We start from the raw sequence: 15,979 nt of genomic DNA on the forward strand, positions 1-15,979 counted from the left end.
TTGGTCTTAGGTATTAGTGACTCTAATATGTAGGTTACCAATGTCGAAATCCCTGCCACCACTGACGTGGTTCAGATCGTTCGAAGCCGCAGCCCGGCGCCTGAGTTCGACCGCCGCCGCCGAGGAAATCGGGCTGACGCAATCCGCCGTCAGCCAACAAATCAGATCGTTGGAAACACGACTGGGTGTGGTGCTGTTTCACCGCCATGCGCGCGGGCTGTCCCTGACCGACGAAGGCCGCAAACTGCTGCCACAGGTTGAAGCCGCGCTTGAGATGCTGCATTCCGCCGCCTCGCCCTATCTGGCCGAGGAACGGGCGCGGCATATTACTGTTGCGGCCTCGGTCAGCGTGCTGGAATGGGTGATATCCCCGGCCTTGCCCCAATTTCAGCAGCAGAACCCCGATACCTCTGTGCGGTTCGTCAGTACAATCTGGCCCGATGAATTCGCCGCCTCTCGCGCGGATGTCGAGATTCGGTTCGGGTCTGAAAAGCAGGTTGGTCGGGATGCGACAGCACTGCGGCCCAATCACCTGATCGCAGTGAAAGCACCACAGCTTTCGGGCGGCCTGCAAGACCTGCCGCTGATCGGAACCGTTGGTACATCGGACAATTGGGGATCTTGGGCCGAAGCGACAAATCTGCCGATTGGTACCCCGGTGTTTTATGTCGACTCCTATGGGCTTGCCTTGCAACTGGCCACAACCGGCAATGGCGTTGCCTTGGTCAACGCTCTGATAGCCAATCACGCCCTGCAATCCGGTCAGGTGGTGCTTGCGTCCGATGCCTCTGCCCCGGCCAGCGAGGGGTATTTTCTGGCGGTTCAGCGCCGCTCGCCCGAGGTTGACGCATTTGTCCAGTGGTTTACCGATAATCAGCGCGAACAGACGCACAATCAAGTCTGATTCAAACAAGTCGATGTCGCATATGAGGATATTCAAACACCTCAAAATAGTGAATTCTGGTAAAAAAAGGTCCGATTCATGCGATATTCCGGCTTTCGAGTCATCAAAGAGGCGCTCACCGGCCACAAAGGGTGGAAACCGGTCTGGAGCGAGCCCGAACCCAAGGCGCATTACGACATCGTCGTGATCGGTGGCGGAGGCCATGGCCTCGCTACAGCGCACTACCTGTCCAAGGTCTACGGTCAGCGCAACGTGGCCGTGGTGGAAAAGGGCTGGATCGGCGGCGGCAATGTGGGGCGGAACACCACCATTGTGCGTTCGAACTACATGCTCGACGGGAATGAGCCGTTCTACGAGTTCTCGATGAAGCTGTGGGAAGGGCTTGAGCAAGACCTGAACTACAACGCCATGATGAGCCAGCGCGGGATCCTCAACTTGTTCCACACCGATGGTCAGCGCGATGCCTATACAAGGCGCGGCAATGCGATGATCCTGAACGGCGCGGATGCCGAGTTGCTGGATGCTGACCAGGTGCGCAAGGAGCATCCCTATCTGAACTTCGACGACGCCCGTTTTCCTATCAAGGGTGGCCTTGTGCAGCGCCGTGCAGGCACTGCCCGCCATGATGCGGTAGCCTGGGGCTTTGCCCGTTCAGCGGACATGCACGGCGTCGATATCATCCAGAACTGCGAAGTCACCGGTCTGCGGATCGAGAATGGCAAATGTCTGGGCGTCGAGACGACCAAGGGCTTCATCGGCGCGAACAAAGTGGGCTGTGCGGTTGCCGGTAGTTCCAGCCGTGTGATGGGAATGGCCGGTATGCGTCTGCCCATCGAAAGCCACGTCCTGCAGGCCTTTGTATCCGAAGGGCTGAAGCCGGTTCTGACCAGCGTCATCACCTTTGGCGCGGGTCACTTCTATGTCAGCCAGTCCGACAAGGGCGGGCTGGTCTTTGGCGGCGATATCGACGGCTACAACACCTATGCCCAACGCGGCAACCTGCCCGTGGTCGAGGATGTTTGCGAAGGCGGTGTCGCCCTGATGCCGATGATCGGGCGCGCGCGCCTGCTGCGGATTTGGGGCGGCGTGATGGACATGTCGATGGACGGCTCGCCCATTATCGACCGCACCCCGGTCGAAGGACTCTATTTCAACGGCGGCTGGTGTTACGGCGGGTTCAAGGCGACCCCGGCCTCGGGTCACTGCTTCGCGCACCTTCTGGCGAAAGACGAACCACATCCTGTCGCTACCGACTATCGCCTCGACCGGTTCAAGACGGGTCGGATGATCGACGAAAAAGGCGTGGGCAACCAGCCCAACCTGCACTGAGGGGACCGTTCCATGATTATCAACCATCCCCTTCTGGGCCCGCGCGACGCGTCAGAATTCACCTATCTGGGCGACGCATCCCTGATCGATCGTCCCGACTGGCAGGTCGAGAACGCAGCCGATGCATTCTATGAATACGGCTATCTGCGCGACAACCCCGCCGGTGTGCATCAGGAGCTTTGGTATCACGAGGCCGGTGATCGATCGTGGCTGGTCGTCACGCGCAACACGCTGACGCATGAGATTTCAAAAGTGGAACTGGCCCGCGACGTGGCCCGCGCTCGGGGGCGATCCAAATGACACAGACAAACAGGCTTGAAGGCGGTCAGATCGATCGCAACACTTCTCTGAGCTTCCGTTTCGACGGGCGCAGCTATACCGCCCACCCCGGAGATACTTTGGCTTCGGCTCTGCTGGCCAATGACGTGCGGCTGATCGGCCGGTCCTTCAAATACCACCGCCCACGCGGGTTGCTGACTGCCGGGTCCGAAGAACCCAACGGAATGGTCGAGCTGCGCACCGGCGCACGGAAGGAACCCAACACCCGTGCCACAACGATTGAGATGTTCGACGGGCTTGAGGCGAAGTCGCAGAACCGCTGGCCCAGCCTGAAAATCGACGCGCTGGCCGTGAACGACATGTTCTCGAACTTCCTGTCAGCGGGATTCTACTACAAGACGTTTATGTGGCCCGCTGCGTTTTGGGAAAAACTCTATGAGCCGATGATCCGTCGCGCTGCTGGCTTGGGGTCTCTGTCGATGGAGGCCGATCCGGACGAGTATGACAAGGGTTTCCGCCACTGCGATCTGCTGATCATCGGTGCCGGACCTGCGGGCCTGATGGCGGCACTGACCGCTGGGCGTGCTGGCGCAGATGTCATTCTGGCGGATGAGGACTTCGCCCTTGGCGGACGCCTGAACAGCGAGACCTTCGCGCTGGGCAACCACAGCGCCGCTGACTGGGCGGCGCAGGCGGTGGCGGAACTGTCATCTCTGCCCAATGTCCGGCTGATGCCGCGCACAACCGTGATCGGCGCGTTCGACCATGGCATCTACGGCGCAGTAGAACGGACCGGGGATCACCTGTCCACCCTGACCGCTGGCAAGCCGCGACAAATCCTGTGGCGCATCTACACGCAAAAGGCACTGCTTTGCGCCGGGGCCACGGAACGTCCGATTGCCTTCGAAAATAATGACCGTCCGGGCATCATGATGGCCAGTGCTTTGCGGACCTATGCCAACCGCTTTGCGGTCACGGCGTCGCAGCGTGTTGCGATTTTCACCAACAACGACGACGGCCACCGGACCGCCGCTGACCTGCACGCCAAGGGAGTCAGGATCGCCGCTGTGGTGGATGTGCGCGAGGATGCGCCCTCCAGCTATGACTACGAAGTGCTGAAAGGCGCTCAGGTCACGAACACCAAAGGCCACCACGGGCTGAGCTTCGTCGAAGTCTCCTTGCCTGATGGTTCGGCCCGGACCTTGGATTGCGGCGCGCTGGGTGTGTCCGGGGGCTGGAACCCGAATGTCCACCTGACCTGCCACCAGCGTGGTCGCCCGGTCTGGAACGAAGCGATGGCGGCCTTTGTTCCCAGCACCGACCTGCCTGTGGGCATGTCGGTCGCAGGTGCGGCGAATGGGATCTTGTCAACTCATGGTGCCCTGCAATCCGGCGCGGACAGTGCGGCCAAGGCACTGTCTCTGACCGGGGCTCTGCCCGACCTGCCCGAGGCTGAGGACGCACTGATCGCACAGAAACCCTTCTGGTACGTGCAAGGGTGCAAGCGCGCCTGGGTCGACCAGCAGAACGACGTGACCGTCAAGGATGTGAAGCTTAGCTATCAGGAGGGTTTCCGCTCGGTCGAGCACCTGAAACGCTATACCACGCTGGGTATGGCGACCGATCAGGGCAAGACCTCGAATATCACTGGACTGGCGATCATGGCCGAAGTGGCAGGCAAGTCGATCCCCGAGGTCGGCACCACGATCTTCCGCCCGCCCTATACCCCTGTTCCGATTGCAACCTTCGCGGGCCGTATGAAGGGGCAGGAGTTTCACCCGACCCGCCTGACGCCCTCGCACTATTGGGCCAAGGAACGCGGCGCGGTGTTTGTTGAGGTCGGCAACTGGCTGCGCGCGCAATGGTTCCCCCTGCCCGGTGAGACGCACTGGCGGGAATCGGTGGACCGTGAGGTGCGCCAGACCCGCGCGTCTGTCGGCGTGTGTGACTGTACGACACTGGGCAAGATCGATGTTCAAGGCACAGATGCAGCCGAATTTCTGAACCGCATCTACGCCAACGGCTTTGCCAAGCTGGCCGTGGGTAAAACCCGCTATGGATTGATGCTGCGCGAAGACGGTATGGTCATGGATGACGGCACCGCCGCGCGGATGGCCGAGGATCATTTCGTTGTCACCACCACCACGGCAAACGCCGTAAGCGTCTATCGCCACATGGAGTTTGTGCGTCAGTGCTTTTACCCGGACATGGATGTGCAACTGATCTCGACCACCGAGGCGTGGGCACAGTATGCAGTGGCCGGGCCCAACTCGCGCAATTTGTTGCAAAAAATCATCGACCCGGAATTCGACATTTCGAACGAAGCTTTCCCGTTCATGGCCTGCGGTAACGTCACCGTCTGCGGTGGGTTGCGTGCGCGGCTATTCCGGATCTCGTTCTCGGGCGAGCTTGCTTATGAAATCGCGGTGCCCTCACGCTATGGAGACGCTCTGATGCGGCGGCTGATGGCGGAGGGTAAGGAATACGACGTCATCCCCTATGGTACCGAAGCACTGGGCGTGATGCGGGTTGAAAAGGGTCATGCCGCCGGAAATGAATTAAACGGGACTACCACGGCGCTGAACCTTGGATTGGGTAAGATGGTTTCGAAGAAGAAAGACAGCATCGGCTCGGTCCTGTCCGAGCGCGAAGCCCTCGTCGCACCGGATGTCCTGCTACTTGTCGGGATCAAGCCGCTAAAACCCGAGGATAAGATCACCGCAGGCGGGCATTTGATGAACACAAATGGCCCGGTGGATGCGGCCCATGATCAGGGGTATGTCACCTCGGCGGTCTACTCGCCGATCCTGAACAGCAATATCGGTCTAGGTCTTGTGAAAAACGGAGCCGAGCGGCTGGGTGAAAAAATGCGCCTGGTCTCGCCGCTGACCGACCTGACCGTCGAGGTCGAACTTGTTTCGGCCCATTTCGTCGACCCTGAAGGAGAGCGTCTAGGTGCATGATCTTGTTGCGATAACCGCCCTGGGCGGAGCTGAGCCGCGTGTGGACACCATAGCCGGGGTCACCTGCACAGAAGTACCTCGCGTCGCGCTGGCGTCGGTCACGGCGCGTGCGGGTCAGGAAGTCAGTTGCGCCACGGCTTTGGGCGACTTCATTGAAGTACCCACACCCGAGGTGGGCCAGTGGGCTGGCGCTATGATCAGTGCGTTCTGGGCTGGCCCCGACCAATGGATGGTCGAGGCCCCGTTTGAGAGCCACGAAGACCTTCCCGGTCAGGCAAAAGCCGCCATGGGAGGTACTGCCTCTGTCACAGAGCAGACGGATGGTTGGACTCGGTTCGATCTAAGCGGGGACAATATTTCGTCTGTGTTGGAACTGCTATGCCAACTTGATCTGCGCAAAATTAGCGCGGGCAGTGCCGAACGCTGTTCGATCCATCATATCGGCTGTTTTGTGCTGTGTCGGACCCTGGAACAGTTCAGCATCTATGGCCCGCGATCATCGGCCGGATCCTTACATCATGCTATAGTAACGGCAATGCGCTCTGCGTTGTAAAGCGTACTCAGACCGACGGCAACGGCGCGTTATCTTCGACTCGGAAGCGGTTGATACGACGCCGATCTTCGCTGGGGCTCAGGCCAAACGCAGCGCGGTAATGCGTGACCAAAGGCGTAACCGAGCCGTACCCGACGGCCGACGCGATCTGAGATATCGGATCTTTGGTATAGACAACCATCTGCCGTGCCGCCTTCATGCGCATGGCGCGGTAGTAATGGCTGGGGCTTTGCCCAGTGGCCTGCTTGAACGCCCGCTCAATCTGCCGTGGGCTCACGCCCATTTGCTGCGCCACGTCGGCGATTGAGATTGGCTCGCTCATATGTGCACCGAACAAAGCAACACTTCGAGATACCAGAGGCGGCAGGCTATCTCCCGTCCCCGGCGCATTGGCGCTGGGAACCTGCTGCCGCACCCCGGCCCCGCGCATCATCGGGTGTTGGAACCAACATGCAACCTCATGCGCAACATCACCGCCCAGACGATCCTGAATCAAGTGCAGCGCCAGATCAAACCCTGCCGCCGCGCCCGAAACCGTTGTGCGACTAGTGTTTCGAACAATCACTTCGCTGCGCGCGTCCATGTCCGGAAATTCAGCTTCGAACGCGGCCTCATAGCACCAGTGAATCGAAACCGGATGGCCCTGCATGACGCCCGACCGCACCAATGGAAAAACGCCCGCACTTATCGCTCCTAGCATTGTGCCGTGGCGGCCAAGGCTGCGCAGCGCGCCGTTGCCGAAACTTGGGTTTTCAAACTCCGAGGTCGGACTGCTGAGCAGAAACAATATGTCGACATCCTTGCACGCAGCCAGAGATCGTTCAGCCTCGAACCCGACACCTGCGCTGGATTGCACTTTTTGCCCGTTCTCCGAGATCAGGACCCAGCAGAATGCCTCTTGTCCGGCAATTTCATTGGCTGCGCGCAACGGCTCGATCACCGAGGTCAGGCAAGCCATCGGAAAGCCATCAAACAGCAGAAAGCCGATCTCGATTCTGTTTTCACTGCGCATGAGGTTGTCCTAGCAGGAATCCCGCGACAGCCCTATGCGAAGTTTCAGGCCCAGCGGATCAACCCGATGATTGCCGAGGTTGCGTAGAACCCCTGCAACAGCAAGAAGGTCCATCGCCGGTCGATCATGGCCCAAGCGGCAAATAAAGCAGCGGACACGAAAAGCAGCGTAAAGCCAAGCAATTCCGCACCAATATTCGAGGCGATCAGCAAGGCGTAAGCCATTGCCAGCACTGAACCTGTCACCTCGAACACAGTGGTCAATCTGCGGCGCGGGGTTTCAACTTGGGCCATTGTTGGTCTCCGATGTTTATCTTCCCCTTTGATTAGACCAACGCTAGGATGTGACTCAAATGAATGATTGTCATTTCGCAATCTATCTTTGTCATGCGGGGGATTATGAATGAACGGCTGGAAATCGACGCTCTGCGTGCCCTGCTCGCCATTTCGGCTCATGGAGGTGTGACCCGCGCGGCAGAACATCTGGCATTGTCGCAATCAGCAGTAAGCCACAAAATACGGCGGTTGGAACAGACCCTGGACTGCACCCTGCTGGCCCGTCGCGCCGGTGGCCCTCTTTTTACAGAGGCTGGCCAGCGCTTGTGTGACTATGCCCGCCGAATTACAGAGTTGCACGACGAGGCGCTGGCAGCGTTGGGCAAGAAACCTCTGACCGGTGCCATCCGGCTGGGCATGACTGAAGATACCACCACCAGCGGAATTGCAAGGGTATTGGGTCGTTTCACGCGGCTTTACCCTGACGTCCGCGTCCGAACGCGCACCAGCCAAAGTCTGAACGTGCAAGCATGGTTAAAGGCCGGAGAGTTGGACGTGGCGGTAATGCAGATTTTCCGTAAGGACATCTTGTCCGACGACCTGATCCTGTTTGAGGACCGGTTATACTGGGTGAAATCACCCGAGTTCCAGATTGACGTCTCAGCGCCTGTACCGTTCCTGTCCTTCGACAGCCAATGCTTTTACAGGCAGTGGGGCATGGGCAATGGGACGCACAGGTTCGACAGCGTACTTGAATGCCCAAGCGCCGCCGGCATTCAGTCAGCGGTACGCTCCGGCCTCGGGGTTGCTCTGCTTAACGGGCTGCATGTTACTTCGGATATGGAGATCATTAACGATCTGTTCCCCAATCCGCCTGACATATCCTATGTCGCGCGCTCATCACTTAAACGCCGGAACCCGGCGGCGACGGCGTTGATTGAAGAGATCCGCAAAGAAGTCGCGTCCGCCGTTCCCTTGCGGGCTGCAGTCTGAGCAAGGTACCCGACTTAGTCAGTAGCTCCTGGTCATCCGTTTCCGGCGGCGTTCATTTGATTTCTGGAAGGCCCAATCGCTGAACAGGGTCAGCGGGAACAACACCCGCTCGCCCAGACCGTCAATTACGACCAGCTTCCCGCCACGTTCCTGCGCTCGTACTATATTATCAGGGCCCATATCGCCGACAATAATGCGTCCGTGTTCCAGGTCATTCAGCAATTCAATGACCTCTTCCTTCAGTTTTCTAAGCGCGTCCGAACCTTTTTCCAATGCCACCCTCTCGGATCTCAGCGTTGGAGCAAGATCACCATCCGGTCCGGTCAGCTTTTCAACCACCAAACCCGGCCCTTCAGAAGTCGGCGCATAGCCCATGAAGCGGGCCAGTCGCTCAATTTCAGGACAACCTCGATGCAGGGCAGCAAGGTATTCGTTCGCCTCGCGGTTCCACTGCCGAAGATTACCATAACGCCGCTCTGCATAGCGTGGAAAAATATGGTTTCTTACGGGTTCATCCACGCGGACTTTTAGCAATGCGCCTTCAATCTCGGGGTGTTGATATATTTTATAGTTGTTGCTGTCGCGCAAAGGAGTGTGGCCACTTAGGTCGATCATATCTGTCAGGTCCAGTTCACTAAAAGCCCGTCTCGAAAAAGGCGCGGGTGATGAATTCTGCGGCACTACTTAATGTGTTCCTAAACCTGATACAATTGACCATGAGGTCGGTCTGTCCACTGCACAGGTGCATTTTGACCTCAAGTGCAAACCGTGCCCGTGCTTTACCACCGAATTTCGAGTGGTGACGCGAAACACGCTTTATGAGTTCGAGCAGGAGGCGGAGGTCATGTTCGCTTCGCTAAAGGCCGATCTGTCGATCAGCCTGAACCGCGCTGATCGTGAAAAAATCATGACCGGTGAGCGCAAATTGACCGACATGCTGACCGATGGCACCGCACAATCCGAAGGCAATGTCGACGTGGTTGCGCAGTTGGCCTCGACCCTGGATCAGTTCGATCTGGGCTTTGAACTGATGCCCGGCACCGGTGCACAAGACCTGACACCGCCCGCCTACGCCTTTGCACAACCTACGCTGGCCGACTCTAATGGCGGCTAATCGGGCCATGCCTAAATAATGACGGCCCGAAGCCCCTGCCCGTCATTGCAATTCCGGCTTCGCGGCTAGTTAATTTTAAGCAAATAAATCTCAACCAACTCCTCTCTGCCGCGAAGTTTGTGGGCACCGATGCGTTCGAAATCCAGTGGCTTGACCAAGGCACTCCGCACAGAGCTGGACACAAGAATATTCGCATCAGCGCGAGTGTCGCCCAAAACTCTTCCGGCTTCTTCAAGACGTTGTGCGACGTTCACTGAATCTCCGACCACGGTATAGCTAAGCCGCCCTTCGCTGCCGATATTCCCAACGACCACACGACCGATATGGATCCCGATGCGCAGCCTGACCGAATAAGGCAAACCCGCCTCTACTCGTTTAAGCTGATTGTATTCGGTTACCCACTGCGCAATCTCAATCGCCGCGTTGCAAGCCAGATCAGCGGCATCATCCTGATGTTCCAAAGCCCCCCATACAGCCATCACCGAATCTCCGATGAACTTGTCGATCGTGCCACGGTTCTTCTGGATGCAGTCGGCCAACCCAGCAAAGTGGTCATTCAGGAACAATGCCGTTTGATGGGCTGTCAGATGTTCCGACAATGTCGTGAATTCCACAATGTCAGTGAACATTATGACGACATCCCTATGCGATGAATTGATTTGCTTGCCCGGGTGGTGGCGCATCAATTGGCGGACCAAACGCTTGGGCACGTAGAGTTCAAACCAGCGCAGGCCTTCGAGCATGAAATTATATGAACGCGCTGCCTCGTCCAGTTCCCTGAAAAAGGATCCTTCGATTTCAGCGATATTCGAAATATCAAGATCATGAACCCGCTTAGCGCTGTCCGACAGTCGCCGCACAGGCTTGGCAATTTTCTGACCGATCAAAGCCGCCGTTCCGGCCGAAATAACCGCCATAACCAAGCAGAAGATTATCGCCCATCTCAGTCGGGCGGCTTCGGCGATAATGTCGTGGGCTTCGAAATAAGTAGCTACGGTGAGTGTTTGAACGCCGTAGTCGGACAACTCTTCGAAGAATACAACATATTCCCAATCGGCATAGGAAACGAAACGGGTGTTCGCGCCGGTCAGAAAATACTTCGCGACGCTAAAACGATCATTCGGCAGCCACATTGCCGAAACAATTGGATCAGAAAAGCGGTCCTGCTGCGGAAGCGGCGCCGCGCGATTTAAACCTGCGTAACCAAACGCCATGAGCGGATGCGCCAATACGGCTTTTCTACCGTAAAGCATGAAGACATTTGCGCCGAATTCCATTTCCTGATCAGCCAGAAACTCAGATAATTTTACGACCGAAACCCAGGCTGAAAGGACTCCGATTATCTTGCCGTGTCGAATGACCGGTCTTTGGTAATTCAGCACGGACTGGCCGTATTCTTCGCGCCAGAGAATTTTGCCCCAACGGGCTTTCCCGGTTTCGATTGCCTCGTCAATGAGATGACGCAGGTCGACATCGTCTCCTAGTTTCAAGAATATGGGTAGCGTCTCGTCTTGAGCACGTTCTACGCCAGTCAAGATTTGCTGCCTGTCGATAAACTGTATCCGCAGAATCTGAGGGGTCGCTGAGACAGCACCAAGCAGCAAGCTGACGAACTCTTCAGAACCGTCCGGCTCAACTTCACCCGAGGCAATCCTGCCCGCGATAAAATCGATTTGATCCGAGGCTGCCATCAAGTAGCGTTCTACCTGTTGGCGCTGTGTGCCAATGATTAGTTGCGCCTTTTGCGTCAGCAATTCCGAGGTATTGCGATACCCAACGACCAACCCAACACCTAATACACCTGCAACCGAAGTCAGAACAAAAAATCCAAGACCAAGGGCCAAAGCAACAGACATGGAGGCATGCCATTCGCCACCATTACCGTGGGTCGTTTTTGATTTTATGCCCCCCATAACACGCCCCGTGAACGAGACTATCGTCCGGTGTAATTCGGCTGATTATATAAAAATTCTTGAATTTTTCAAAGATTGCTTGGCGGACGGACCAATCTGAAGAATAGGTCTGAGGGTGCACAAAGGCATTCTTGGACTGCGCCAATGAAAAGAAGTTCGCCTTTCTCTTTCACAGGCTCTATGCTGCGATGCAGAAAATCCTTGGAGGCTTGGCGTATGAGCGGTCGAATCATCTGTGTAGCGCAGCAGAAAGGCGGAGCGGGCAAGACAACTCTCGTGACCAACTTGGCAACCGCGTATTTGGCGGAAGGCAAAAGCGTTGTTCTGCTGGATACAGATCCCCAAGGCAGCCTTGGAAAATGGCTGGATATTCGCGAAGAGACGGTCGGAGAAAATGAGAAACTACAATTCTCTACCTCGACCGCCTACGGGATTTCGCGTGCACTCCGCGGTGTTGGTGGTGAAGCCGACATTATTCTGATCGATACGCCACCTAAAGCCGACAGCGATGTTCGCTGGGTCTTACGTGAATCGGATTTGGTACTGGTTCCTGTTGCTGCCAGTCAGGCTGATGTCTGGGCGACCCATGATATTTTGGACTTGGCAGACCGGGCTGGGAAACCGACAAACATTGTTCTGAACCGTACACGTGCAGGCACGCGCGTGGGCGAACACGTGGCGAAATCGGTTTCCGAGCTTGTGGCAAAGCCATTGCAATCGTCATTGGCAAACAGAGTAGTCTACGCGGAAGCCTTGGGACGAGGTTTGGGTGCGATGGAAGCCAAAAAGACCGGTTCCGCCTCGGAAGAAGTCCGCGCACTGGCTAGCGAAGTATCGGACATCCTTAAGTTGTAATAAGCAACAAGCGGCAATGTTGTGTTTGTCGAACACTTGGACCCGCGCTCGTTTTACGATCTGCCCGCGTCAACCCGAACAGTACTAACAACAATTTCCGAGATGGATGGCGGAGAGACAGGGATTCGAACCCTGGAGACGGTTTCCCGCCTACACACTTTCCAGGCGTGCGCCTTCGACCACTCGGCCACCTCTCCGTAGGCGCGATATGTGAACCATCGCCGGAGGATTTGCAAGGGGCGATTAAAGCGATTTTTCAACCTTCCTCAACCGCGCTACAAACACGGTTAATACTCATCTCCTCCCCCGTCACCCAGATCGGCCTCGGTCATATCAACAGGTTTGGAAGAAGGAGGTTTTTCTGTCTTTTCAGAAGGTTCCGGCTCTGACTTCTGTGTGGGGGCTTGTCCCTGCAATGCCTCGGGGTTTCGTAGCCAAACATCGCGCTGCGCGAACGGGATCTCAATCCCAGCGTCAGCAAACCGGTGGTTAATCTCGTGGTTCATGTCGGACTTCACCGACAGCACCCAGTTTACATCGCGCAGGATGGCGCGGATCTCAAAATCCAGCGAATCCGCACCAAAGCCCTGAAACACCACGCTGGGGGCTGGGTTGGCCAGAACCATTGGATGGGCGTTGGCAACCTCGCCCAAAATCTTTTCTACCACACGTGTATCAGTACCGTAGGCAACGCCCACTGGCACGATGACCCGCCCAATAGTGTTGCCGCGCGTATAGTTCGTCACTACACCGCTGATCAGGTCCGAATTGGGTACGATCACATCTGTCCGATCAAACGTTTCAATCCGCGTAGATCGGACCGAGATGTCGCGCACATAGCCCATCATCCCGTTCACATCGATCCAGTCACCCTTCGAGATCGGCCGCTCGACCAACAGAATGATGCCTGATACGAAGTTCGACACGATGGTTTGCAGACCAAACCCGATACCGACCGAAAGCGCACCAGCGACAATGGCCAGCGACGAAAGGTCAAACCCGGCCACCACAATGGCGACCAGCGCGGCCAAGAATATCCCTACATAACCAGTACCCGCCGCAATCGCGTTCTGCCCACCCGGATCTATGCTGGTTTTAGGTAGCAAAGAGTTCCGTAAACCGCTCTGCAGCACGCGCGTTAGGCCGTAGCCAATCAGGAATACAATCACGAAAGTGAAGAAGTTGCTGGGCGAGATCGTGACGCCCCCAATATCAAATCCCAACAAAAGCCGTGACCAGGCTTCGCGCAAGTCCGTCTCACGCGCGCCCCAGTAAAGTGCAAGGATCGGCAAGACCAATATTGCGAGGGCAAAGCCCACCAGCACAGAAAACAACGAGTCCCAGACAGCTTCACCTTGCCCGGTGATCCACCCGTAAACCTGTGTGATGAAACGTTGGAAAATCACCAAACCTGCAATTAGGACAAGCGTTTTCACAGCGGGAAATACAATTGCCTCAGCAGCATTCGTATAACCAAATAACGCCAGGGCGGGGGTCGTTAGACCCAGAATAAACAAGGCGCGGCGCAGAAACTCAACGAGTTGACTGAAACCTGCCACCCGTGTTGTACCAGTTGGATCCGGCGCGTCCTGCTGGATTTCTTTGGTTCGGATATGCCGCACCCGAAGCAGCAGTAACGCTGTGACGAGGATCACAGGGAAACTCACAACAGCGCGGGTGGAATCCGAGATGTTTTCGATTTGCTCGAACAGGATCGCCAGCTCGTGCAAAATCAGCATCAAGGCCAGAAGATCGATGTAAACGCGTAACTCTTTGATTTTGGAAGCAGACAGCCGTTTGAAGCCTTGTGCCTTGCCAATCAAATATATCTGACGTCCGATCCAATCGTAGAAAAAGATTATCGCCGCCCAATATGGGACTTGTTCCAACAGCAAAGCGCCGCGCAAACCCAGAACCCCGGTCAGACGAATAGCCGCGACTGCCGCCAAAACACCCAGCCAAGGCAGAATGATACGCAAGAGCGATATTACAAACGTCCAGACTCCAGTTCCGGTGCCCCCTAAAAGCCGAAGGTAGTCGCCGCCCTGCTCTGACCAGCGCCGTCCAAACACCAGCAAAACAGCGGAAATGACAGCCAGAACAAATATGCCCAATCCGCGATCGCGAATCCGCTCGTGGACAACATCGGTGTGTAGATTTTCCGCAACCTCATTTACCAGACTGCGAAAGGCTTCCGTCACGTCTACCCAAGCCGGTCTCCAATAGGCTGGATTGATCGGAGAGGGTCCACGTTCCATCAGCTCCCTAGTCTGGCGGTGCCGGATGATTTGGTCAATTTCACTAATAAGACCGTTGGCGCGGCTGAAAGCTTCTTCCGAAATTATACGAGGAACACGCAAGCTATTGAGCTGTTCCTCTAGATGCGTCCTGATTTTGGCAATGTCTTCCGGTTCTGTCGCATCTCCTTCGGGCTTTGGGCCAAGCGCCTTGATCTGACCTTCAAGTGTTTGAATTCGGTCAGTGTTTGCACCGCGGGCCTTACTAAAGTCCTCGCGGTAGCCGTTAATCTCGGAACGCAGGTTTTCCAACGCAGCGTTTGAGGCACGGTTCGCCTCGATAACCGCCTCGGCTCTGCTCGCCGTACTGAGCCAGCCTTGATAGTATTCGCTCTGCCTATCCGTCAACTGAGCGGCCGCAGGGCCGCCCAGCATGGCAAAACAAACCAATAAGAGCGCTAGAAACAGGCGAACCTGCCGCAGCATCACACGTCCTCGAATACGCCGGGAATGCTACGCGGGGCCTCGGTCATCCAATCCGGCACCGGCAGTTCCTTTTCGCGCAGGAATTCAGGGTTGAACAGCTTGGACTGATAGCGTGTGCCATAGTCGCACAGGATGGTGACGATGGTATGGCCCGGCCCAAGGTCCTTGGCCAGACGCACAGCGCCCGCCATGTTGATCGCGGTCGAACCGCCCATGACCAGCCCCTCTTCGCGCAGCAGATCAAAGATGTAGGGCAGCGCTTCGTTGTCGGTCATCTGATACGCGTAATCAGGCTTGAACCCTTCAAGGTTCTTGGTGATGCGCACCTGACCGATACCCTCCGCGATCGAGCTTCCCTCCATCGCGATCTCACCGGTGGTGTAGTAGGAATAAAGCCCCGCCCCCATCGGATCGACCAGTGCGATCTTTACCCCTTTGGGCTGCAAAGCGTCGGCCACACCGGCAAGTGTCCCGCCCGAACCTACGGCACTGACAAAGCCATCGACCTTGCCGCCTGTCTGCTCCCAAATCTCGGGGCCTGTAGTTTCGACATGAGCCTGACGGTTAGCCACGTTGTCAAACTGGTTCGCCCAGATCGCCCCATTGGGTTCGGTCTGCGCCAACTCCTCGGCCAGACGGCGTGAGTAATGCACGAAGTTGTTCGGGTTGCGATACGGCGCCGCAGGCACCTGCACCAGTTGAGCGCCAGCTAGGCGCAGCATGTCCTTCTTTTCTTCCGACTGGGTTTCCGGGATCACGATCACGGTTTTGAACCCCATCGACGCACCAACAAGTGCAAGGCCAATCCCCGTATTGCCAGCCGTACCCTCGACAATGGTGCCGCCGGGTTTCAGCTCGCCGCGTGCGATGGCGTCGCGGATGATGTAAAGCGCCGCGCGATCCTTGACCGATTGCCCCGGGTTCATGAACTCGGCCTTGCCGAGAATCTCGCATCCGGTCTCTTCACTGATGCGCTTTAACCGGATCAGCGGTGTTTTCCCGACTGCGTCGGCAAGGTCTCGTGCAATGCGCATGGCGCCCTCATTTCATTACGTCCCATCGAAGA

The 15,979-nt window shown here is 56.8% G+C and carries 14 protein-coding genes and 1 tRNA gene; 8 read left to right on the forward strand and 7 right to left on the reverse strand.

Annotation, left to right across the window (positions count from 1 at the left end; genetic code table 11):
• Window positions 1-40 precede the first annotated feature (40 nt).
• The 5 genes from ACR0D7_RS01260 to ACR0D7_RS01280 all read left to right on the forward strand — a co-directional run bounded on the left by ACR0D7_RS01260 (window position 41) and on the right by ACR0D7_RS01280 (window position 6,028).
• On the forward strand, window positions 41-904 hold the full coding sequence (locus ACR0D7_RS01260) for a LysR family transcriptional regulator (protein WP_480677402.1): 864 nt from the start codon (window positions 41-43) through the stop codon (window positions 902-904).
• 78 nt (window positions 905-982) lie between these two features.
• The gene (locus tag ACR0D7_RS01265; RefSeq protein WP_480677403.1) at window positions 983-2,233 is read left to right on the forward strand and encodes a sarcosine oxidase subunit beta family protein; all 1,251 of its coding nucleotides are present in this window, start codon (window positions 983-985) and stop codon (window positions 2,231-2,233) included.
• A gap of 12 nt (window positions 2,234-2,245) precedes the next feature.
• The gene (locus tag ACR0D7_RS01270; RefSeq protein ID WP_480677404.1) at window positions 2,246-2,533 is read left to right on the forward strand and encodes a sarcosine oxidase subunit delta; all 288 of its coding nucleotides are present in this window, start codon (window positions 2,246-2,248) and stop codon (window positions 2,531-2,533) included.
• Window positions 2,530-5,475, forward strand: a complete 2,946-nt coding sequence (locus tag ACR0D7_RS01275; protein WP_480677405.1) for a sarcosine oxidase subunit alpha family protein — start codon at window positions 2,530-2,532, stop codon at window positions 5,473-5,475. The genes ACR0D7_RS01270 and ACR0D7_RS01275 overlap by 4 nt, the downstream gene beginning before the upstream one ends.
• On the forward strand, window positions 5,468-6,028 hold the full coding sequence (locus tag ACR0D7_RS01280) for a sarcosine oxidase subunit gamma (protein ID WP_480677406.1): 561 nt from the start codon (window positions 5,468-5,470) through the stop codon (window positions 6,026-6,028). Before ACR0D7_RS01275 ends, ACR0D7_RS01280 begins: the two co-directional genes overlap by 8 nt.
• 7 nt (window positions 6,029-6,035) lie before the next feature.
• Here ACR0D7_RS01280 and ACR0D7_RS01285 read toward each other — a convergent pair whose 3' ends face one another.
• Window positions 6,036-7,040, reverse strand: a complete 1,005-nt coding sequence (locus ACR0D7_RS01285) for a GlxA family transcriptional regulator (RefSeq protein WP_480677407.1) — start codon at window positions 7,038-7,040, stop codon at window positions 6,036-6,038.
• 44 nt (window positions 7,041-7,084) lie between these two features.
• Window positions 7,085-7,333, reverse strand: a complete 249-nt coding sequence (locus tag ACR0D7_RS01290) for a hypothetical protein (RefSeq protein WP_480677408.1) — start codon at window positions 7,331-7,333, stop codon at window positions 7,085-7,087.
• A gap of 63 nt (window positions 7,334-7,396) precedes the next feature.
• Between ACR0D7_RS01290 and ACR0D7_RS01295 the strand changes: the two genes are divergently transcribed.
• Entirely contained in the window at window positions 7,397-8,308 is a 912-nt protein-coding gene (locus ACR0D7_RS01295; protein WP_480677409.1) for a LysR family transcriptional regulator, read from the forward strand.
• 18 nt (window positions 8,309-8,326) lie between these two features.
• Here the strand turns inward: ACR0D7_RS01295 and ACR0D7_RS01300 are convergent, their stop codons facing one another.
• On the reverse strand, window positions 8,327-8,923 hold the full coding sequence (locus tag ACR0D7_RS01300; protein ID WP_480677410.1) for a YrbL family protein: 597 nt from the start codon (window positions 8,921-8,923) through the stop codon (window positions 8,327-8,329).
• A gap of 229 nt (window positions 8,924-9,152) precedes the next feature.
• On the opposite strand from ACR0D7_RS01300, the gene ACR0D7_RS01305 reads away from it, so the two are divergent.
• Window positions 9,153-9,422, forward strand: coding sequence for an alkyl sulfatase C-terminal domain-containing protein (locus ACR0D7_RS01305; RefSeq protein WP_480677411.1), 270 nt, complete (start codon window positions 9,153-9,155; stop codon window positions 9,420-9,422).
• Between the two features lie 65 nt (window positions 9,423-9,487).
• Here ACR0D7_RS01305 and ACR0D7_RS01310 read toward each other — a convergent pair whose 3' ends face one another.
• Window positions 9,488-11,278, reverse strand: coding sequence for an adenylate/guanylate cyclase domain-containing protein (locus ACR0D7_RS01310; RefSeq protein WP_480677412.1), 1,791 nt, complete (start codon window positions 11,276-11,278; stop codon window positions 9,488-9,490).
• 273 nt (window positions 11,279-11,551) lie between these two features.
• Here ACR0D7_RS01310 and parA point away from each other — a divergent pair, with 273 nt between their 5' ends.
• Complete coding sequence (gene parA, locus ACR0D7_RS01315; protein ID WP_480677413.1) at window positions 11,552-12,190, forward strand: ParA family partition ATPase; 639 nt, start codon at window positions 11,552-11,554, stop codon at window positions 12,188-12,190.
• Between the two features lie 107 nt (window positions 12,191-12,297).
• On the opposite strand, the gene ACR0D7_RS01320 is transcribed toward parA, so the two are convergent.
• The 3 genes from ACR0D7_RS01320 to ACR0D7_RS01330 all read right to left on the reverse strand — a co-directional run bounded on the left by ACR0D7_RS01320 (window position 12,298) and on the right by ACR0D7_RS01330 (window position 15,947).
• A tRNA-Ser gene (locus ACR0D7_RS01320) sits at window positions 12,298-12,387 on the reverse strand.
• 90 nt (window positions 12,388-12,477) lie between these two features.
• Window positions 12,478-14,913, reverse strand: a complete 2,436-nt coding sequence (locus ACR0D7_RS01325) for a DUF3772 domain-containing protein (protein ID WP_480677414.1) — start codon at window positions 14,911-14,913, stop codon at window positions 12,478-12,480.
• Complete coding sequence (locus ACR0D7_RS01330; RefSeq protein WP_170381360.1) at window positions 14,913-15,947, reverse strand: cysteine synthase A; 1,035 nt, start codon at window positions 15,945-15,947, stop codon at window positions 14,913-14,915. Before ACR0D7_RS01330 ends, ACR0D7_RS01325 begins: the two co-directional genes overlap by 1 nt.
• Window positions 15,948-15,979 lie beyond the last annotated feature (32 nt).

The sequence above is a fragment of the Ruegeria sp. BB7 genome, from assembly GCF_056539365.1.

Bases quoted from the DNA above. Each gene is read 5' to 3' on its own strand.
- ACR0D7_RS01265 (WP_480677403.1), top strand. From the start codon at position 983: ATGCGATATTCCGGCTTTCGAGTCATCAAAGAGGCGCTCACCGGCCAC.
- ACR0D7_RS01330 (WP_170381360.1), bottom strand. From the start codon at position 15,947: ATGCGCATTGCACGAGACCTTGCCGACGCAGTCGGGAAAACACCGCTG.
- ACR0D7_RS01270 (WP_480677404.1), top strand. From the start codon at position 2,246: ATGATTATCAACCATCCCCTTCTGGGCCCGCGCGACGCGTCAGAATTC.
- ACR0D7_RS01305 (WP_480677411.1), top strand. From the start codon at position 9,153: ATGTTCGCTTCGCTAAAGGCCGATCTGTCGATCAGCCTGAACCGCGCT.
- ACR0D7_RS01300 (WP_480677410.1), bottom strand. From the start codon at position 8,923: ATGATCGACCTAAGTGGCCACACTCCTTTGCGCGACAGCAACAACTAT.
- ACR0D7_RS01290 (WP_480677408.1), bottom strand. From the start codon at position 7,333: ATGGCCCAAGTTGAAACCCCGCGCCGCAGATTGACCACTGTGTTCGAG.
- ACR0D7_RS01310 (WP_480677412.1), bottom strand. From the start codon at position 11,278: ATGTCTGTTGCTTTGGCCCTTGGTCTTGGATTTTTTGTTCTGACTTCG.
- ACR0D7_RS01295 (WP_480677409.1), top strand. From the start codon at position 7,397: ATGATTGTCATTTCGCAATCTATCTTTGTCATGCGGGGGATTATGAAT.
- parA (WP_480677413.1), top strand. From the start codon at position 11,552: ATGAGCGGTCGAATCATCTGTGTAGCGCAGCAGAAAGGCGGAGCGGGC.
- ACR0D7_RS01275 (WP_480677405.1), top strand. From the start codon at position 2,530: ATGACACAGACAAACAGGCTTGAAGGCGGTCAGATCGATCGCAACACT.
- ACR0D7_RS01325 (WP_480677414.1), bottom strand. From the start codon at position 14,913: ATGCTGCGGCAGGTTCGCCTGTTTCTAGCGCTCTTATTGGTTTGTTTT.
- ACR0D7_RS01260 (WP_480677402.1), top strand. From the start codon at position 41: ATGTCGAAATCCCTGCCACCACTGACGTGGTTCAGATCGTTCGAAGCC.
- ACR0D7_RS01285 (WP_480677407.1), bottom strand. From the start codon at position 7,040: ATGCGCAGTGAAAACAGAATCGAGATCGGCTTTCTGCTGTTTGATGGC.